We start from the raw sequence: 18,872 nt of genomic DNA, 5'->3' as shown, positions 1-18,872 counted from the left end.
CGCAACACCGCTTGTCTCGACACGTCTAGGAGCCCGGCAAATGCGCGAAGTTTCCGTCCCGTCACGGTACGACGTACCGGCCACAATCAATGTCGCCGACATCGTCTTCGAGCATGCCGAGAAATATCCGACAGAGGCGCTGTACGCGCTGCGCTCGGGCGCGGACTGGACTGATCTGAGCGCCGCTGAGTTCGCTGGCCGAGTCAACGCGCTCGCGAAAGGGTTTATCGCGGCAGGTATTGAGCCCGGGTCCCGGGTCGCCTTGATGTCTCGCACCCGGTTCGAATGGACGCTGTGCGACTTCGCGCTCGCCAGCGCCGGCCTCATCGTCGTGCCGATCTACGAGACGTCGAGCGCTGACCAGGTCGAGTGGATCCTCAGCAACAGCGGCGCGACCGCGGCGATCGTCGAGACCGCGGAGCACGCCGCGATCGTCGAACAAGTACGCGGCGCGCTCACGGACCTGAAGACCGTCTGGGTCATCGACAATGCGGACCTCGACACCCTTGTCGAGAGCGGCACAGAAACCACCGACGACGAAGTCAGCAAGCGGCGCGGGGCGACGAAAGCCGACGATGTCGCGACGATTGTCTACACCAGCGGCACGACGGGGCGCCCGAAAGGCTGCCAGCTCACCCACCGCAACCTCGTGTTCGACGCCCGCAACACCGTCGCGTCCCAGGACGACCTGCTGCAACCGGGGCGTTCCACTCTGCTTTTCTTGCCGCTGGCGCATGTCTTCGCCCGGATCATTCAGCTCGGCGCGCTCACCGCACGGGTCAAGCTCGGGCACAGCTCGGACATCCCTAACCTCGTCCCGGACCTGGGGGTGTTTAAACCGTCGTTCCTGCTCGCCGTACCCCGCGTGTTCGAGAAGGTCTACAACTCCGCGGCGCAAAAGGCAATCTCGGAGGGTAAGGGGAAGATTTTTCACATAGCCGAGGCGACCGCGATCGAATACTCGCGGGCGCTGGACAAAGGTACGCCGGGGCTGGTTCTGAAGCTCAAGCACGCCGTCTTCGACAAGCTCGTCTACGGCAAGCTGCGCGCTGCGCTCGGCGGACGGTGCGAGAGCGCGGTCTCCGGTGGCGCGCCGCTCGGCGACCGTCTCGGACATTTCTTCCGCGGGATCGGCATCACCGTCCTCGAAGGCTACGGACTGACCGAGACTTCGCCGGTGACCGCGAGCAACACGCTCACCCAGATGCGGGTGGGTACAGTCGGTCGCCCGTTGCCTGGCGCGACAATCCGCATCGCGGACGACGGGGAGATCATCATCTCCGGCGAGCACGTGTTCAGCGGCTACTGGGGCAACGAGGAAGCCACCAAGGAAACCCTGATCGACGGCTGGCTGCATACCGGAGACCTGGGGTCGATCGACGAAGACGGTTACGTCTCGATTACCGGTCGCAAGAAGGAAATCATCGTCACCGCCGGCGGCAAAAACGTCGCGCCGGCGGCACTCGAAGACGCGCTACGGTCGCACGCGCTGATCAGCCAATGCATTGTGGTCGGCGATCAGCGACCGTTCGTTGGCGCGCTCATCACCATCGACGAGGAAATGCTGCCGGCCTGGAAGAAAAACAACAACAAACCGGCAGATGCGACGCTTTCGGACCTCATCAACGACCCCGACTTGCATGCGCAAATCCAGCAGGCGGTCAATAGCGCTAACAAGACGGTCTCGAAGGCCGAGTCGATTCGCAAGTTCATCGTGCTCGACAACGACTTCAACGAAGACAATGGCTACCTGACCCCGTCAATGAAACTGCGACGCAACGTCGTGCGCGAGGACTTCAGCGCGCAGATCGACCAGCTTTACGCGACCTGAAGGAGCTCTTTGAGCCGGTCCGACTGGCGTTTCCAGGTCCACTGCTCGCAGACCCACTCGCGGCCGCGCTCGCTCATCCGAGCGGCGAGGCCGGCGTCGGCGAGCAGCCTGATGATCGGCTCCGCGACGGCGTGCGGTGAGCGTGGATCGGTGACGACGTACCCCGTCTCGCCATCGATCACCGCCTCCGGCGCGCCACCTGAGTTACCTGCAACGACCGGTTTTCCGGTTGCGGCGGCCTCGAGGTAGACCATGCCAAGCCCTTCGACGTCGAGGCCACGCTTACGGGTTCGGCAAGGCATCGCAAAGATGTCGGTCGCCGCGTAGTACGCCGGAAGCTCGTGCGTGGGCGCGCTCCCTGTCATCACGACGTGCTCGCCGAGTCCTGCTCGCTGGACGAGTCGCTGAAGACGCGCCCGGTCGCGGCCTGAGCCGACGAGAAAAAGCACCGCGTCGGGATGGACGGCCCGGATACGCGGCAGCGCGGCAATCAGCGCATCCTGTCCCTTGCGTGGCACCAGTCGCGATATGCACCCGATGACGGTGCGGCCGTCGAGACCGTGCTCGCGGCGTACCGCTGCCCCGTCGACGTCCGGCGTGAACCGTTCGACGTCGACGCCCGGAGATACGCGAGCGAGCTGGGCGGCCGGGCCGAGCGCGTCGCGAAGTTTGTCGCCGGTGTAGCCGGTGATGTACGTCGTGACGTCAAGTGTGCGGGCGATCCGGCGTAGCAGCTGGCGCGCGCCTGGGGCCGCGGCCCAGCCCGTCTCGTGCCCGTGTGTCGAACCCACGAGTCGATGTATGCCCGCCTTGCGAAGCGATGGCGTCATCAGGGCGAGCGGCGCCGCGGCGCCGAACCAGACTCGGTCGGCTCCGATCCGCCGTGCGGTTGCGATGACGTCAGCTGTCACCGACCGCGTGGGCAGCAGCATCGTGGCCCGGTTGCGTACGACCTCAAAGCCGCAACCGGCGTCATACTCCGCCGCGCCGGGCGACGTCGAACAATAGACGGCGACCTCCCGCGGATCGAACTGGGCCACCATGGCACGCACAAACGTCTGGATGCCACCTTCGCGGGGCGGGAAGTCGTTGGTGACAACCAGCGTTTTCATACCTGCTCGCGGGGAGTTAGGCGGCAGGTCGACCAGCCGACGTCCAGTGCATCGAGCTCAGCGGGACGACCTTGACGACGTCTCCGCTGGTCGGGGCGTGTACGACGTTGCCGTTGCCGATATACATGCCGACATGGCCCGGCATGAAGACCAGGTCGCCGGGCACGAGCGCGGACAGCGAAACCGAAGGTCCCGAGCTGCGCTGCGCGGACGACGAGTGTGGCAGACCGATGCCGACCTGGCCGTAGGCCCACATCGTCAGGCCCGAGCAGTCGAATGAGTTAGGTCCCGAGGCGGCCCATACGTAGGGCATGCCGAGCCGCGATAGCGCGGCCGAGACGGCGCCTTGTGCGGCTGCCGATCCTCCCGTGCCTGCAGTTGCCGAGGCGACAGCGGGGCCGCCCGAGGCGGCCATGACTGACGCGTACGCGGTCGGGTTGAGCGAGGCCAACTGTGTCTCGAGCTTGGGCAGCTCGGACTCGATGCTGGCCTTTTTGGCCGAGATGTCCTGCTCGGTCTTGGCCGCGGCATCCGCGGCCTCGGTCGCGGCCGACTTCGCAGCGGCGGCCTGGGCTTCGCCACTTGCCAACTCGCCGAGCGCAGTGTTGTTGTGCGCCGAGATCGCGTCGAGGGTGTTGAGCTTGTCGAGCACCTCGGCCGGGGAGCCGCTCGTCATCACGGTCGTCAGGCTGGCCATCTGCGGGCCTTTATAAACGCCGACCGAGATCTTGGCGACCTGCGCCTTGAGTGACTCGAGCTTCACGTTTGCCGCGTCGTACGTCGAGGTCGCCGTCGCCAGCGCAGCGTTCTGCTGGTCCAGCGCGATCTTCGCGTCGTTGTACTGCTCGGTCACGGTTTCGAGATCATGCTGCATCTGGACGATCTGCGCCTGGACGTCACTCGGCGCGGGCGCCGCGTCTGGGGCCGCATGCGCGGCAGTAGTGGGCGTAAGTGCGAGACCGAAGGTCGTGAACAGGGCGGCGAATGAGGCCGCGGTTACGTGCTTTTTCGAAGGCGCCACGGGGGCGGCTCTCCTCTTCCTCTGCGCCCGCCTACCGAGTTAGCTGACGGGTTCGGGCTGGGAAGATTGCCCTACAACGAAGCGTGAGCCTCGCTGATTCACCCCAAGGACACGTGGGTCCCCGGCACGTAAATCGATTACGTTTCGGCGGTGTCGTACGGCGCCATTTCGGACAAACGACCGTCCCGTGACCGACCTCAAAGACCTTACAGTCGCGCCGATAAGGATTCAATCAGGGCCCGCCGACCGAGTGGTTTCTCACGCCGATTTGTCACGCCGTCGAACGCCATCGTCGGGGACTCCCAGCCGGTGCCGTGCGCGGTGTCATCGTCACTTCGGCGGTCGTTCGCCATGTCTCGGACAGCACGCCGCCCTCGACTAAGGCATCGAACGCGCGCCGTTCGGTAGCGTCGAGTTCGCCGTCGCTTGGCGCCTGTCCATTCAGCGGGCCGAGCAGCACCGTCACCACACAGTCTTCGCATGCCGCCGGTACGGCCTGGCAACTTTTGCAATCGATCAACATGCCGCCGACCATAAACACCGATACCGACAATTTCGATGCATGTCTAAGGTCCTAGCCTCCGGCGTACTCCCAATGCCACGGTTCCTCGCGTCCGTTGCCGGGGTCGGCCCACGTCGGGTGCAACCAGCCGAACTTGCCTGCATTTGCGATCATCCAGCTGTACTGCGCGGTACCGAATCCCTGGATCCCTCCGCAAGCGTCGATTGCCAGCGCCCAGCCGTGATTGCTGGTGCCCGGAATCGCCGATATACCGGGTTTTTGCGCGTACAGCGTCGCCTGCGCCTGGAACGAGCGATACGAGTCGGTCACGCAGATCGGCGTACCGAAAACCGCCGAGTATGCCGCAGACATGAGCTTGAAGGCCTGCGCCGCGTCACAGCGCAGCTGGTGTGCACCGACACCAATCGAGCAGAGCGCGGAGGGCGGAATCAGGCCGTTCGGATAGTTGCCCCAAGCCTTGGATCCGTTGTACGAGGCGGGATAGACGATGTTGCCGCACTTCATCGGAAACCCAAGCCCGGTTCCCGACGGTGCCGGCACGGGCGCGCGATTGGGGAGCGTGGGCCGGCCGAACCCCATCGCATAATCCCCGTTGGGGTCAGTCTGGATCTCGCGCACCGCGACCGCACGGGACGGGCCGTCAGCGGTGATGTACGACGTGGCGTCAAACACGATGCCGACCGTGTGCAGGCCCGCATCTGCGTTACCGATAAACACCAAGTCGCCCGGCTGGATGTCGGGCGCACCAATCGGGGCGGTCACCGCGAACTGGGTGGGGATATCCGGCGGCAGGGCGACGCCGACGGCAGAGTACATCGAGGTGACGAACCCGCGACAGTCGTAGGAGGCGGGGCCGGTCGCGTTGGCGGCGTACGGCGCTCCGAGCGCCCGGATCGCGTTGGTCACCGACGCAACAGCGGGCGCGGCGGCCTCGGCGGCGCTCAGCTGCGTGAGGTGCTCTGCCCAGGCCGTCGCGGTGTTTTCGTTGACCTTCTGCTGCGCGGCGAGCTGGGCCTTGTATTGCGCGTCGACCCCTCCCAGGCTTTGACTGAGGGTCGATCCACTGGCAAATGCCTCCGAAGCGACCAAATCCGCGGCCGACTGGACTTTGGCGGTAGCGACCTGCACCTCTGCGAGCGCGCTATCGGACTCGGCTTTCGCCTGGGCCGCCTTCACTGCGGCGGCCGATGCCGCGGCGACCGCTTTGCCGTAGTACAGGTTGATCTGCTGGATCGTCTGTAACCGATCGATCTTCACCTCGACGCTCGTCGCCGACAGCATCTCGATCGTCGAGTTCAGTGCATATCCGGACTTATAGATGGCCGCCGCCTGCTTGCCGACCTCGGCCTGTTGCGCCGAGTACTCCTGCGCGGCAACCTCGGCTCGCGCGGCAGAACTATCGGCACGCTCCTGTTCGACTTTCAGGTCGCTCTGGGCCGCAACGACGGCCGCCTGCGCGTCGACCAACTTCTGCTGGATCGATTCGGCGAGACCCTGCAAGTCACCGGTCGCGCTCGGAGTGGGATCCGCGTACGCCGCCGGTGGCGTCAGGAACGTTATCCCCAGCAAGATGCTGACGCACGCGAGGACGAACCGCCGCGTTGATCCTTGCCACATCGCCGCCAGGTCCTCCGTCAATTCGCCCGCTGGCCATTATGTACGGCGACGTTCAACGGAAATGTCGGTGGGCCGACTTATGGTCGGCAATGTGCCACAGCAACAGCAGTCCCACGAGCCCCGGCGGCAACCGCGCGCGCAGCAGCTCGCATTCGACGAGCTTGGTGAGCCGCTGCGCGAAGTCACCTTCGTGGTTGTCGACCTCGAGACGACCGGCGGGTCTGCCAAGGACGACCGGATCACCGAGATCGGTGCGGTAAAGGTACGCGGCGGAGAAGTGCTCGGCGAGTTTCAGACACTGGTCGACCCGCAGACCGGGATCCCGCCCTACATCCAAGTGCTCACCGGGATCACCGAGTCCATGATCATCGGTGCGCCCACAATCGCGGCCGCGTTGCCGTCGTTCCTCGAGTTCGCTGGTCTGGAAGGCGGCACGGTTCTCGTCGCGCACAACGCGCCGTTCGATGTCGGCTTCCTCAAACAGGCAGCAAAGGACCTTGGCTATTCGTGGCCCAAACACCGCACCGTCGATACCGTCATCACCGCCCGCCGCACGATCAGCCGGGACGAAGTCGCCAACTGCAAGCTCGCCACGCTCGCGCCGTTCTTCGGCTCACCGACCACGCCCAACCACCGGGCACTCGACGACGCCCGCGCCACGGTCGCGGTGCTGCACGGGCTGTTCGAACGGCTCGGGCCGATGGGCGTTCAATCGCTCGACGAGTTGCTCACCATGTCGCGCGAGGTGACGCCGGCACAACGCGAGAAACGCACTCTGGCAGCCAACTTGCCCGAGTCCCCTGGCGTCTACATCTTCCGTGATTCCCAGGGAAATCCCTTATATGTAGGCAAAAGTAAAAACATTCGACGACGCGTGCGCGACTACTTCACTGCCAGTGAACCGCGCGCGAGGATGCGCGAAATGGTGGCCTTGGCGACCGCCGTGGACACCGTTTCCTGTTCGCATGACCTCGAAGCGGGCGTCCGCGAACGTCGTCTCATCGCCGCGCTGCGGCCGCGTTACAACCGGCGGTCCAAGACACCAGATCGCGCCGTATGGGTCAAGGTCACCGCCGAATTGTTTCCGCGGTTGTCTGTGGTGCGCACGATGAAAGACGACGGCTGCGACTACCTGGGACCGTTTAGCTCACGCCGCGCCGCCGAGGACACGATCAACGCCATCTACGACACGCTGCCGATCCGGAGGTGCACACACAAGCTGCGCCAGAGCGCGCCCATCAATGCGTGCGCGCTTGCCGAGCTCGGCAAGTGCAGCGCGCCGTGCGATGGCCGAATCAGCCCGCAGACTTACGCCGCGACGATCGCGCCGCTGCGTCGGGCCATCCGGTCGGATGTCGGCGCGCTGGTGCAACCGATGCTGGCGCGGATCGACGCGTTATCCGCCGCTCAGCGTTACGAGGAAGCTCAGTCGGTCCGGGACCGAGCCGTCGCCCTCATTCGGTCACTGATTCGCACTCAGCAACTTCGTCGGGTCAACCGACTGGCCCGGCTGGTTGCCGCAGCACCAGATGGCAATGGCGGCTGGGAGCTCGCGGTCATCCGGCACGGCCGCCTCGTGCTTGCCGCGCACGCCGCACGCGGCGTACCGGTACGGGCCCTGCTCACCTCGCTTGCCGGCTCCGAAGAATCCCACGCGTCAGACGATGCCGACTCGGTCGACCTTCCCGAAGCTCACTATGAGGAGACCGAGCTGATCAGCAGCTGGCTGGATGCGCCGGCGGTACGGCTCGTCGAGCTCGACGGCGAATACTCCTGCCCCGTCCCGGCCGCGGCGAGCTGGACTCCGTGGATGCGCAAGATCGATCGCAGCATCCAGACGGGCCGTCGCGCGCGCGACCCGTTCGCGCATCCGCGCACTCCGCGGCCGCTCGACCGCCCGCAAGACCGCCCACTCGGTGTGCGCAGAAAGTATGTCGTACCGTGAGCGTCGACGTACCATCTCGCCACGAGGAGTTACCTTGTTAACCGCCATCGTCATGATCACCGCCGCGACGGACCGGATACCCGAGACCGCGCAGGCCATTGCCGACATCGACGGTGTGAGCGAGGTCTACTCCGTCGCCGGCGGCGTGGATCTCATTGCCATCGTGCGGGTGCGCGAGTTCAACGATATCGCCGAGACCATCTCCAACCGGCTCAACAAGGTCGACGGTGTCATCGACACCGACACACATGTTGCATTCCGCGCGTTTTCGAAGCACGACCTCGAGGCGACCTTCAGCGTCGGCCTCGAATAGCGCGATGTGCGCTTAGCCGTTGCTGACTCGGACCCAGTTGGTCAGCAGTTCGGCGGCCGCGCCACTGTCAATTGCCTTGGCGGCCCGCGCGATGCCTGCGCTGAGTGCATCGTCGAGGTCGCCAGCCGTTGCGGCCAGTCCGTCGTACGCCGCAATCGCCGCGGCCGCGTTGAGCAGGACCGCGTCGCGGACAGGGCCTCGACGTCCGGCGAACAGTTCGTGCGCGACGCCGGCATTGTGTGCTGGATCGCCGCCGCGTAGGTCTTCTGGCGTAGCGGCGCCAATCCCTAGCCGGGCCGGATCGACGACGGTCCGTCGCACCTGGTTTCCGGTGGCGACCCACACCTGCGACGTGGTGGTGGTGGTGAGCTCATCAAGACCGTCGTCGCCGCGAAACACCAATGCCGATGAACCTCTCCGCGCCAGCACTTCGGCCAGGATCGGCGCCATCGTCGCGTCCGCGCAGCCGACCGCTAGCGCCGACGGTGCGGCCGGGTTAGACAGCGGGCCAAGGAAGTTGAAGACCGTTGGGATCCCAAGCTCTTTGCGCGCCGGACCGGTGAAGCGAAATCCGGAGTGAAACTGCGGTGCGAAGTAGAAACCGATTCCCACTTCCCTTACACAGCGGGCAACCCCCGCACCATCGAGGGCTAGTTTGACGCCGAACTCTTCGAGCAGGTCCGCCGCGCCACACTTCGAGGACGCGGCGCGGTTGCCGTGCTTCGCAACGGGGACGCCGGCAGCGGCCACGAGGATTCCAGCCATGGTCGAGATGTTGACGGTATGCGCCTGATCGCCGCCAGTGCCGACAATGTCAACGCATTGCACATCGAGTTCGGCCGGCGCGGCCTTGGCCAGCATGGTTCGCGCCAACCCCGCTACGGCGTCGACCGCTTCACCGGCCGAACGCATTGCGACCGCGAATCCGGCGATCTGAGCGGACGTCGCCTCGCCGGACATGATCTCACCCATTGCCCATGCGGCGCCGTCTTCGTCCAGCCGACCCTCGCTAAGGAGCGCACCGAGGACACCGGGCCACGTGTGCGGCGCACCTTGCGGCGTGGTCACCGCAGTACGGGAATACCTGCGACGCGATTGCGCAGCTGTTCGGCGATCGTCTCCCCCGCCACGATCGGGTCGACGGGATAGCTGATGGTGGCGTCGGCCAGCGACCAGGTCGCCAGCCAGCGGTCGTCGCGGCGAGCGATGACAACCACAACCGAAGGGCAGTTGTCGAGTTCGTACTTCATCTGTCGTGACAACCCCATGCCACCGACCGGCTGCGCTTCGCCGTCGAGGACCGCGACCGCAACGTCCCCGTTGTCGACCTGGGCGATCACCTCGTCGTACGTCGCGCACTCGAGCCAGTTGATGCGCCCGAGGTCGGCGGCCGGGCGGCGGCCAACAGCGCTGCGCACGGCGGTGCGGCGCTCGGGACGAGGGCTGTACAACACGACGTTGTGAACGAGGTCGCGAGGTGCACTGCTCATGTAGGGATCTCCACGGTTTCGTACGACGGGACTGCTGGTTGAGGTTACTCGGCCGGGCCGGCGGCAGACTTCGGACCTCGGCTATCGAGCCTGCGCGCCTCCCCGCGGCGGTTGGACGCATCTAGTCGATCGAGTCGCCGATCCTCCCGCGCAGCCTCCCGCTCGCTCGCTCGCATCCACTGGTACATCGCCGTCACGACCATGAGAAGCCCCACGAGGTCACCGGATGCCCACAGCAATCCACCGGCTATCTGCTGCTCGGACATCGGGTTGCTCCACACCGGGTGTACGACGCCGTACCAGCTACCGGCGATGAGGTCGCGCGACTGCATGATAGTCAGCCCGAGCACGGCGTGCAGCGGCATCGTCGCGACCAGGATCAGCATCCGCATCGGGTGCGATACTCGGCCGGGTACGGGGTCCACTCCGACGAGCGGCCAGAAGAAGACGCATCCGATGAGCAAGAAGTGCACATGCAGAAACTCGTGCAGCCAGATGTAGCGCAGAGACAGCGGGTACCACTCGGTCAGATACAGCAGGAACGGCGTACCGACGAACAGCAGAAAACCGACGAGCGGGTGACAGAAGAAGCGCGCTATGTGGCTGTGCAGTACGGCGTTCAGCCGGGACCGGCCGGCGCTCGGCAGTGCGCGCAATGCCAGAGTGACCGGAGCGCCGAGCGCGAGGAAGATCGGCGAGACCATGCTCAACACCATGTGCTGCACCATGTGCACGCTAAAGAGGGTCTCGTCGTACGCCCCGATCCCCGACATAGTCACAAACGCGATCGTGCCGACGCCACCGAGGAGGAACGACACGGTGCGGCTGGTCTTCCAGTGCACGCCGTTGGCGCGCAGTCGCTGAACTCCCCATAGGTAGAGCGCCGCGGATACGACGAGCATTGTCAGCAGGAAGGGTTCAACGGTCCATTCGTTGAGTATCCGAATGGCAGTGAACGGCGGTAGGCTCGCGGGATCAACGCCCACTGCGAGGGCTGGAATCGAGGTTGCCATCGTAGTCACCAACACTCCCGCAGGGTAGGACAAAAGAAACTGGCGAAACGCCCTACCCCGGTGGTGTTACTGGCAACTGGAGAGGACATAATAACGCCCGTGACGACAGTGACCCCAGCCTTCGAGTCCGAAAAGGTGCACTCGCTCTCGCGTCCAAACATGGTCAGCGTGGGCACCATCGTGTGGCTCTCCAGTGAGTTGATGTTCTTCGCGGGCCTATTCGCGATGTACTTCACCGCGAAAGCGGTCCACGGAGAACCCTGGCCGCCCCCGCCATCGCATTTGGAATTTCCCTATGCATTGGTCTTTACGATCATTCTGGTCGCATCTTCGGTGACGTGCCAGCTAGGCGTATTCGCGGCCGAACGAGGTGACGTATTCGGGTTACGCCGCTGGTATGCGATCTCGTTTGTGATGGGCTTGGTCTTCGTCCTCGGACAGGCCAACGAGTTCCGCACCCTCGTAGCTGACGGCACGACGATTTCGTCCTCGTCCTTCGGGTCCGTGTTCTTCTTGACCACCGGGTTCCACGGGCTGCACGTCATCGGCGGCCTGATTGCCTTCATCTTCATCCTCATTCGCTCGACGATGGGCCGCTTTACGCCCGCGCAGGCTACTTCAGCGATCGTCGTCTCCTACTACTGGCATTTCGTCGACGTGGTGTGGATCGGGTTGTTCACCGTCATCTACATCCTCACTCTGGGGAGCGCGTAGACGTCATGGCAACCACGCACAATTCGAGTAACGACAAACAGACCGGAGACAGGCAGGGTGTTTCGACCATGACCGACACGGCCGACACGCAGTCGGCGCCCCCTTCTGCTGCGAGCTCAGCCAACAAGCGGCGCACCGGACGTAAGAGCAAAGTACGTCGCGCTGCGGCGCTGCTCGGTGCTCTGGCGGTCGTCGGCGGCATGTATTCGTACGCCACACCGTCCAACGCCGAAACCAATGCGTCGGCGAGCCAGGCTGAAATGATGAAGACCGGTCAGGGCATCTACGACAAGACCTGCATTACCTGCCACGGCGCCAACCTTGAAGGCGTGAAGGATCGCGGTCCGTCGCTACTCGGTGTCGGTGCCGCAGCCGTCTACTTCCAGGTCTCGACCGGCCGCATGCCGATGACTCGTCAAGAAGCGCAGACGATCCGTAAGCCGGCGAAGTTCGGTCACGACGACACGCTCGCCCTCGCGGCATACATCGGTCAGTACGGCGGACCGGCAATCCCCGAGGTCAGCAAGGAATCGATCAAGAACGCCAATCTCGCCGAAGGTGGCGAGCTGTTCCGTCTCAACTGCGCGTCGTGCCACAACTTCGTCGGTCAAGGTGGCGCGTTGTCCTCCGGCAAGTTCGCGCCAAGCCTGAAGCACGCCACGCCTGTCGACATTTACAGCGCGATGCTGACCGGACCGCAAAACATGCCGGTCTTCAGCCCTAACCAGTTGACCGACGAGCAAAAGGTCAACATCATCGCGTATGTCGAGTCCCTTCAGAAGACGACCGACCCCGGTGGCGCCAGCATCGGCCGCACCGGCCCGGTACCCGAAGGCCTCGTCATTTGGCTGGGTGGCATCAGCTTCATGCTGATTTGCACGGTGTGGATTGCAGGTAAGTCATGAGTGGATTCAATCAACCCGATAACCCGACCGAACCTCCGGCGGATCCGGCGACCGCAGGTCACCAACCGAGTCATGCCTCGAACGGCGATCCGGTATCGGACGTCGCACGCGAGAGGCTCGACGCCGACCAGTTGCCAGAAATCTCCGACGAGCGTCTGCAGGCGATGAGTCAGGACGAACTCGTCGACGTCGGCAGCAAGATCGACGGCGTCGAGGTCGTCTCCCGCGAATACCGGCTGAAACCAGGATCGCGCGCGGAGAAGGGCGCCGAACGTCGCGTGGCAATGTGCTTCTCGCTGGCGGCACTCCTGGTCCTCGCGTTCCTCGTGCTCTATATCTGGTTCCCGTGGAAGTTCACCGATACCAAACCGGGCGAGTTCACCCTGGCGTCGTTCTATACGCCGCTGTTGGGCTTCACCCTCGGTGGTTCGCTGCTGTTGATCGGCGCCGGCCTAGTGCTGTGGTCACGCGACCTCATGCCTCATGAGGTCTCAATCCAAGCCCGCCACGAAGGTGCCTCTCCCGAGATCGAGCGGCTGGCAACGGCCGCGACGCTGCAGCAGGGCGTCGAAAGCATCGGCATCGGCCGCCGCACGATGATTCGTCGATCGCTCATGGGTGCCGGCGGCCTGTTCGGGTTGGTCCTGTTGGTTCCGGTCATCGGCGGCATGATCAAGAACCCCTACAAGGACAATGCCCTCTACTACACCGCGTGGCGCAAGAACATGCGGCTCGTTCGCCTCAACGGCACGCCTATCCGGCCAAGCGACATGGAGCCTGGCGCGCTGGAGACGGTATTCCCCGGCATTGAAGGTTCCATGACGCCCAACACGATCGCCGACTCGGCGACGATGTTGATCCGCATGCACCAGGACCAGGCCGATAAGTTCCAGGCCCGTCCGGGCCAGGAAGACTACCGGTGGAACGAGTACGTCGCGTACAGCAAAATCTGCTCGCACCTTGGATGCCCCGTCTCGCTATACGAGCAGCAGACCGGCCGCATCCTGTGCCCGTGCCACCAGAGTCAGTTTGATGTCACCCGCGATGCCAAGCCGATCTTCGGCCCGGCTACGCGGTCACTTGCCAGCCTTCCTATCAAGCTGGACGCCGACGGCTACTTCGTCGCACGGCACGACTACCGGGAAGCAGTGGGACCGGCATTTTGGGATCGGGAGCGTAGGCCATGACAACCACCGCGAATCCAAGCAGCGAAACCGGATCGCGACCTCCGAACACCGCTTTGGGCAAGGCTGCCGCGGGCATCGATGATCGGATGACGATGGCGCGTCCCACGCGTCGTCTGCTCAACAAGGTGTTCCCGGACCACTGGTCGTTCATGCTCGGCGAGATCGCGCTCTACTCGCTGATCATGCTGCTGCTCACCGGCACTTATCTGACGTTCTTCTTCGACGCCTCGATGAAGGAGGTCGTCTATCACGGCTCTTACGTGCCGTTGCAGGGCGTGCCGATGTCTGCGGCGTACGAGTCGTCGCTCAACATCAGTTTCGACGTACGCGGTGGCCTGATCATCAGGCAGATGCACCACTGGGCGGCCTTGCTGTTCATGGCAGCCATCGTCGTGCACATGATGCGCATCTTCTTCACCGGCGCATTCCGCAAGCCGCGCGAGACCAACTGGCTCATCGGATGCCTGCTGTTGTTGCTGGGCATCGGCGAAGGCTTCATGGGCTACTCGCTGCCCGACGACCTGCTGTCCGGTACCGGGCTGCGCATCGTCAGCGGCATCATCTTGTCGATCCCGGTGATCGGCACCTGGCTGCACTACCTGCTCTTCGGCGGGGAGTTCCCGGGCGACTTGATTATCGGTCGGTTCTACATCATCCACGTGCTGCTACTTCCCGGCATCATCCTCGCCCTGGTCGGCGTGCACTTATTGCTGGTCTTCAAGCAGAAGCACACGCAGTGGCCGGGCGCGGGGCGCACCGAGGACAATGTCATCGGGCACCGCTTCTACCCCATCTTCGCGGCCAAGGGCGCATCGCTTAACATGCTGACCTTCGGCGTGATCGCGGGGCTCGGCGGCCTGGTGCAAATCAACCCGTTCTGGCTATACGGGCCCTATAACGCCTCGCAGGTGTCTTCCGGTTCGCAGCCGGACTGGTACGCCGGTTTCGGTGACGGTATCGCCCGATTGTTCCCGTCGTGGGAGACCCGACTATGGGGCTTCACGATTCCAGGGCCGTTCTATGCCGTCGTGCTGCTCGGCCCGATCTTCATCGGCATGTTTGCCTACCCGTGGATCGAGGCGCGACTGACCAAGGACCGCGCGATGCACAACCTCCTGCAACGTCCGCGTGACGTGCCGGTGCGGACCGCGCTTGGTGCCATGTCGCTCGCCTTCTACATCGTGCTGGTGATCTCCGGTGGCAACGACATCATTGCCGAGAAGTTCGACATCTCGCTCAACGCGATGACGTGGATCGGCCGGGTCGGGCTACTGATCGCACCGCCGATCGCCTACTGGATCACCTATCGCATTTGTCTAGGACTGCAGCAACACGACCGGGAGGTACTCGATCACGGAATCGAGACCGGCGTTCTCATGCGGCTGCCACACGGCGAATACATCGAGATCCATCAGCCGCTTGGCGAACCCGATGAGCACGGCCATGGCGCCCTGAAGTACGGCGGCGCGGCGGTGCCCAAGAAGATGAACAAGGTGGGCGGCGCCGGACGCGCGATCCGTGGCTTCTTCGGACCGATCGAGTCGCCACCGGACCTGCCTCAGCTTGGCCGCGGCCCACGTGAGTCAGCGGACGCGGACAACCGCGAGCCAGTCTCGTCACGCGAGTAACTAGCTAGACTAAGAAAAATGCCCGGCACCGAAAGTTGCCGGGCATTTTTCGTCGTGTCCGTTGTTGACGTAGGCTGGTGCGGTGACTGCTACCCCAGATACCCAGAACTCCGCAATCCAGTCTCCACGCGCCGCAGACGACGCCATGGAACTGCCCGCCTCCACCGTGCCACTGACCGAGCTGCCGATCGTGCAGGTGCACGTGTACGTCGATCTCGTCTGCCCGTGGTGCTATATCGGCAAGCGCCGTCTCGACGACGCGATTCGCCAGTTCGAAGACGAGGGCGGGACCGTCGAGGTTTCCTATCTACCGTTCCAGCTCGACCCCGACGCGCCGGACGAGCCGCGCGACCTGATGCCCACTCTTGAGGTGAAGTTCGGGGGCGCAGAGAAGGCGGCGGCGGCGATGACACACATCTGCCAGATCGCGGCGACCGAGGACCTCGAGTACGACTTCGACGGCGCTATCGCGGTCAACACGATGCGCGCGCATCGCCTGCTGTTCGCGGCCGGCAAGCAGGGCCCCGACGTACAGGCGGCCCTCGTCGACGCGCTCATGGACGCGCATCTGTGCCGCGGCCAGGACATCAGCGACACCGACGTGCTGACCGAGCTGGCCAAGGCTGCCGGTCTCATGCTCGACGTGCCGGCGTACCTCGATGGCGGTGCCAACGAGGACGTTGTGCGTCAGCTCGAGGACGAGGCACGACAGGCGGGCGTCAGCTCGGTGCCCACTTATGTCTTCGCGGGCAGGTGGGGCGTCAGCGGCGCGCAGGAGGCCGACACGCTCGTCACGGTAATGCGACAGGTCGCACTCAATCTAGGCGACGTACAGCCCTCTGGTGGCGGCGGATGCTGCGGTGGCGGCTGCGGCTGCGGCTGATCGCCCGCTCAAAGACGAAAGAACCGCCCGACTCGAGATCGAGTCGGGCGGTTCTTTGTCTGCGAAGAGGCTGCGTGTGTGAGGCGGTCTAGTGTGCGTTGGCGTTCTGTCCGGTGTAGTACTCGAACAGCAGGCCCCCTGCGGAAACGATAATCGCGATGATTCCCACGCCGATCAGCCAGGGGAACCAGAATGCCAGGCCGAACCCGGTCATCATCGCCGACAGCGCGATACCGAACGGCCAGTAGCTGCCCGGGCTGAAGAAGCCCAGCTCGCCGGCGCCCTCGTGAATCTCACCATCGGACCGGTCCTCAGGGCGCAAGTCGATGCGACGGGCGATAAACGTGAAGTAGCCACCGATAATCAGGCACAACCCGCCGGACAGGAACAGCGCCGCGATTCCGACCGCTTCACCGTCGGAGAAAATCGCATACACGATTGCGACGATGGCAAAGAACACGGCGCAGCCGGTGAACAGAATTGATTCAAACTTCATGGCGTCTACCGATCCCTTTACTTCAGCGCCGTGTCAACGGTGCGAGATGGATTAAACGGATGCGTGGACGTCGCTAGCGGCGCCTCACCGATGCTCTTGAGCGCATCAGAGTTGATCATCCCGGCCTCACGCGCTTTGAGGTACTGGTCGTACTTGTCTGGCGACACGACGCGGACCTCGAAGTTCATCTGGGCGTGGTAGGTGCCGCACAACTCCGCACAGCGGCCGACGTACGCGCCCTCGGTGCCCTTTTTGATGGTGACCATGAACTGGTTCGCGCCGGGGTGCACGGGCGCATCGGGGAATACGTCGAGCTTGTACAGGAACTCGGGGACCCAGAAAGAGTGCACGACGTCGTTGGAGTGGACCGTGAACAGGATCTTCGAACCGGCCGGCAACACCAGGACCGGAATCTCTTCGGTCGAGCCGATGGTGCTCACCGGGTTATCGGTTTTGGAGTCAGTGGTGTCCTCGTAGTCGAACTTCCAGTTCCACTTAAAGGCGGTGACATCGACCTTATGGTCTGGGTTTTTCTTGTCGAGTACGAAGTTCTGAGTGACCACGACGTAGTAGAACAGCACCGCGATCAGCACGAACGGCGCCGCCGTGTAAGCAAGTTCGATCGGCAGGTTGTAGGCCGTCTGGCGCGGAAGCTCTTCGGACTTCTTGCGGTGGAACGTGATGGTCCAGAACATCAGCCCCCACATCAGGATGCCGACGATCAACGCCGCGACGACAGTCCACGACCAGAGGACGCGCATTTTTTCAGCCTGATCGGTGATACCTACCGGCCAGCCGAACCGCAAGGCGTCTTCTACCCTTGCCCGGTCACAGCCGGCGAGCATCAGCGTGCCAAACACTGCCAGTCCGGCGATTCGCCAGGAACGCAGCGATCGCTTGCGTAGCACGTGAAGTCCTCCCATACGCGCGTCGACCGAGGGGGTCGGTGAGCGATCGATTCTACCAACCTGCGACCTTGAAAATGTCGCGACTCGATCGCACACCGAATCACCGAAGTCTTACGGATCCAGATGTACGTCGCTAGCGTAATGGAACGCACCTAGGATGAGCGCTTCGGGTCGGTGTTCGAGACCGGCGCGTCGCGATCTGAAGGGAACCCCACGTGAAGCATCACACCAGTACCGAGGCCGGTCCAAGCACCGACGATCGTTCACCGACCGGCGTACGTGCCCGGATCCTGCTCGACTGCGATCCAGGCATCGACGATGCGATGGCGCTCGCCCTGGTGCTCGGTACGCCGTCCGCGGAGCTGGTCGGCGTGACGACCGTCGCGGGCAATGTCCCCTTGTCGCGCACGACGGCCAACGCCCTCAGACTCACCGAGTTCTTCGGCAGCCCGGAGACACCTGTCGTTGCGGGCTCGGCACTCCCCCTCACCCGGCCAAGCGTGTTCGCCGAACATGTCCACGGCTCGGATGGACTAGGCGGAGCACCCGTACCCGAGCACACCCGCTCCCTCACGCCGGGGTTCGGTCCTGACTTCATCATCGAGCAGCTCGCCGCAGCGCCGGGTGAGATCACGTTGATCGCGATCGGGCCGATGACCAACGTCGCGCTGGCGGTCCGCAAGGAGCCGCGCATCGTCGAGTGGGCCCGCGAGTTCGTCATCATGGGCGGGTCCTACACGCGGGGCAATATCACGCCGGCCGCAGAGTTCAACTTCTTCGCTGATCCCGAGGCGGCGGCGGTCGTCTTCGGCGCGGGCTGGTCGCCGGTGCTGATCGGGCTTGACCTCACGCTGCAGGCACGCATCGACCGCGACGTACTTGATCGGTGGCGGGCCTACGGGCCGCTGTCGGACAATCTGCTCATACCGTCGATCGCCAACTACTTCGACAACGGGCTCGGCGAGCAGCACCTAGGCCCTGCGGTCCACGACGCCTGCGCCGTCGCCTACTGCTTACGGCCCGATTTGTTTCGCACTCGGCGCGCGCGGACCAACATCGAGACCGCGGGCGCCTACACGTCGGGCATGAGCGTCGTCGACTTCGGCGTCGCCGCGAAGGATGATCCAGATGCGACGACCGGGCGCACGGCCAACTCGCTGGTCGCCACGGAGCTCGACACCGACGCCTTCTGGGATGTGATGAGTGACGCGTTCGCACAAGTGACCGCCACGATGACCGAACACCGGTTGTAGGCGCGCGAGTCGTTACGCTGTAACGACTCTGCT

At 64.1% G+C, this 18,872-nt stretch carries 18 protein-coding genes and 1 riboswitch; of the genes, 9 read left to right on the top strand and 9 right to left on the bottom strand.

The features are described from left to right. Positions 1-40: 40 nt before the first annotated feature. On the top strand, positions 41-1,831 hold the full coding sequence (locus CLV47_RS12845; protein WP_106349444.1) for an AMP-dependent synthetase/ligase: 1,791 nt from the start codon (positions 41-43) through the stop codon (positions 1,829-1,831). On the opposite strand, the gene CLV47_RS12840 is transcribed toward CLV47_RS12845, so the two are convergent. The 4 genes from CLV47_RS12840 to CLV47_RS12825 form a co-directional block, all read right to left on the bottom strand. After that, complete coding sequence (locus CLV47_RS12840; protein ID WP_106349443.1) at positions 1,819-2,943, bottom strand: glycosyltransferase family 4 protein; 1,125 nt, start codon at positions 2,941-2,943, stop codon at positions 1,819-1,821. The genes CLV47_RS12845 and CLV47_RS12840 overlap by 13 nt on opposite strands. 16 nt (positions 2,944-2,959) lie before the next feature. Then, entirely contained in the window at positions 2,960-3,964 is a 1,005-nt protein-coding gene (locus CLV47_RS12835; protein ID WP_106349442.1) for an NlpC/P60 family protein, read from the bottom strand. A gap of 14 nt (positions 3,965-3,978) precedes the next feature. After that, a riboswitch (cyclic di-AMP (ydaO/yuaA leader) is annotated at positions 3,979-4,124 on the bottom strand. A gap of 111 nt (positions 4,125-4,235) precedes the next feature. Then, positions 4,236-4,487: a hypothetical protein gene (locus CLV47_RS12830; protein ID WP_146135379.1), complete on the bottom strand. Its 252-nt coding sequence runs from the start codon at positions 4,485-4,487 to the stop codon at positions 4,236-4,238. A gap of 51 nt (positions 4,488-4,538) precedes the next feature. Further along, positions 4,539-6,104: a M15 family metallopeptidase gene (locus CLV47_RS12825; RefSeq protein WP_106349440.1), complete on the bottom strand. Its 1,566-nt coding sequence runs from the start codon at positions 6,102-6,104 to the stop codon at positions 4,539-4,541. A gap of 91 nt (positions 6,105-6,195) precedes the next feature. On the opposite strand from CLV47_RS12825, the gene CLV47_RS12820 reads away from it, so the two are divergent. Then, positions 6,196-8,049, top strand: coding sequence for a DEDD exonuclease domain-containing protein (locus CLV47_RS12820; protein ID WP_238145433.1), 1,854 nt, complete (start codon positions 6,196-6,198; stop codon positions 8,047-8,049). Between the two features lie 34 nt (positions 8,050-8,083). Further along, positions 8,084-8,362 carry an Lrp/AsnC family transcriptional regulator gene (locus CLV47_RS12815; protein ID WP_106349438.1) on the top strand — a complete coding sequence of 93 codons (279 nt, stop codon included), beginning with the start codon at positions 8,084-8,086 and terminating at the stop codon, positions 8,360-8,362. Positions 8,363-8,374: 12 nt separating this feature from the next. Here CLV47_RS12815 and trpD read toward each other — a convergent pair whose 3' ends face one another. The 3 genes from trpD to CLV47_RS12805 are packed head-to-tail and all read right to left on the bottom strand — an operon-like array spanning position 8,375 to position 10,865. Next, positions 8,375-9,430, bottom strand: a complete 1,056-nt coding sequence (gene trpD / locus CLV47_RS12810; RefSeq protein WP_202862562.1) for an anthranilate phosphoribosyltransferase — start codon at positions 9,428-9,430, stop codon at positions 8,375-8,377. Next, a complete protein-coding gene (locus tag CLV47_RS22335) occupies positions 9,427-9,852 on the bottom strand; it encodes a hypothetical protein (protein WP_202862561.1) in 426 nt (141 codons plus the stop codon). Before CLV47_RS22335 ends, trpD begins: the two co-directional genes overlap by 4 nt. A gap of 44 nt (positions 9,853-9,896) precedes the next feature. Next, positions 9,897-10,865, bottom strand: a complete 969-nt coding sequence (locus CLV47_RS12805) for a cytochrome c oxidase assembly protein (protein WP_106349437.1) — start codon at positions 10,863-10,865, stop codon at positions 9,897-9,899. A gap of 99 nt (positions 10,866-10,964) precedes the next feature. Between CLV47_RS12805 and ctaE the strand changes: the two genes are divergently transcribed. From ctaE to CLV47_RS12780, 5 genes are all read left to right on the top strand, one after another. After that, the gene (gene ctaE, locus CLV47_RS12800) at positions 10,965-11,579 is read left to right on the top strand and encodes an aa3-type cytochrome oxidase subunit III (RefSeq protein ID WP_337589572.1); all 615 of its coding nucleotides are present in this window, start codon (positions 10,965-10,967) and stop codon (positions 11,577-11,579) included. Between the two features lie 68 nt (positions 11,580-11,647). Next, on the top strand, positions 11,648-12,484 hold the full coding sequence (gene qcrC / locus CLV47_RS12795) for a cytochrome bc1 complex diheme cytochrome c subunit (RefSeq protein WP_106349435.1): 837 nt from the start codon (positions 11,648-11,650) through the stop codon (positions 12,482-12,484). Continuing rightward, a complete protein-coding gene (qcrA, locus tag CLV47_RS12790) occupies positions 12,481-13,671 on the top strand; it encodes a cytochrome bc1 complex Rieske iron-sulfur subunit (RefSeq protein ID WP_106349434.1) in 1,191 nt (396 codons plus the stop codon). Before qcrC ends, qcrA begins: the two co-directional genes overlap by 4 nt. Further along, positions 13,668-15,299 (top strand): cytochrome bc1 complex cytochrome b subunit, encoded by a 1,632-nt coding sequence (gene qcrB, locus CLV47_RS12785; RefSeq protein WP_106349433.1) that lies wholly within the window; start codon positions 13,668-13,670, stop codon positions 15,297-15,299. Before qcrA ends, qcrB begins: the two co-directional genes overlap by 4 nt. An 82-nt stretch (positions 15,300-15,381) precedes the next feature. Next, a complete protein-coding gene (locus CLV47_RS12780; RefSeq protein WP_146135378.1) occupies positions 15,382-16,182 on the top strand; it encodes a DsbA family oxidoreductase in 801 nt (266 codons plus the stop codon). Positions 16,183-16,270: 88 nt separating this feature from the next. Here CLV47_RS12780 and CLV47_RS12775 read toward each other — a convergent pair whose 3' ends face one another. Then, complete coding sequence (locus CLV47_RS12775) at positions 16,271-16,678, bottom strand: cytochrome c oxidase subunit 4 (protein WP_106349431.1); 408 nt, start codon at positions 16,676-16,678, stop codon at positions 16,271-16,273. A gap of 17 nt (positions 16,679-16,695) precedes the next feature. Continuing rightward, positions 16,696-17,586: an aa3-type cytochrome oxidase subunit II gene (gene ctaC / locus CLV47_RS12770; protein WP_238145432.1), complete on the bottom strand. Its 891-nt coding sequence runs from the start codon at positions 17,584-17,586 to the stop codon at positions 16,696-16,698. 215 nt (positions 17,587-17,801) lie between these two features. Between ctaC and CLV47_RS12765 the strand changes: the two genes are divergently transcribed. After that, complete coding sequence (locus tag CLV47_RS12765; protein ID WP_202862560.1) at positions 17,802-18,839, top strand: nucleoside hydrolase; 1,038 nt, start codon at positions 17,802-17,804, stop codon at positions 18,837-18,839. The last annotated feature ends 33 nt before the right edge of the window (positions 18,840-18,872 follow it).

This window comes from Antricoccus suffuscus, from assembly GCF_003003235.1.
Lineage (GTDB): Bacteria > Actinomycetota > Actinomycetes > Mycobacteriales > Antricoccaceae > Antricoccus > Antricoccus suffuscus.
This window is presented reverse-complemented; position numbering and strand designations above follow the sequence as displayed.

Bases quoted from the DNA above. Each gene is read 5' to 3' on its own strand.
- CLV47_RS12845 (WP_106349444.1), top strand. From the start codon at position 41: ATGCGCGAAGTTTCCGTCCCGTCACGGTACGACGTACCGGCCACAATC.
- CLV47_RS12840 (WP_106349443.1), bottom strand. From the start codon at position 2,943: ATGAAAACGCTGGTTGTCACCAACGACTTCCCGCCCCGCGAAGGTGGC.
- CLV47_RS12830 (WP_146135379.1), bottom strand. From the start codon at position 4,487: ATGTTGATCGATTGCAAAAGTTGCCAGGCCGTACCGGCGGCATGCGAA.
- CLV47_RS12825 (WP_106349440.1), bottom strand. From the start codon at position 6,104: ATGTGGCAAGGATCAACGCGGCGGTTCGTCCTCGCGTGCGTCAGCATC.
- CLV47_RS22335 (WP_202862561.1), bottom strand. From the start codon at position 9,852: ATGAGCAGTGCACCTCGCGACCTCGTTCACAACGTCGTGTTGTACAGC.
- CLV47_RS12805 (WP_106349437.1), bottom strand. From the start codon at position 10,865: ATGGCAACCTCGATTCCAGCCCTCGCAGTGGGCGTTGATCCCGCGAGC.
- qcrC (WP_106349435.1), top strand. From the start codon at position 11,648: ATGACCGACACGGCCGACACGCAGTCGGCGCCCCCTTCTGCTGCGAGC.
- qcrA (WP_106349434.1), top strand. From the start codon at position 12,481: ATGAGTGGATTCAATCAACCCGATAACCCGACCGAACCTCCGGCGGAT.
- qcrB (WP_106349433.1), top strand. From the start codon at position 13,668: ATGACAACCACCGCGAATCCAAGCAGCGAAACCGGATCGCGACCTCCG.
- CLV47_RS12775 (WP_106349431.1), bottom strand. From the start codon at position 16,678: ATGAAGTTTGAATCAATTCTGTTCACCGGCTGCGCCGTGTTCTTTGCC.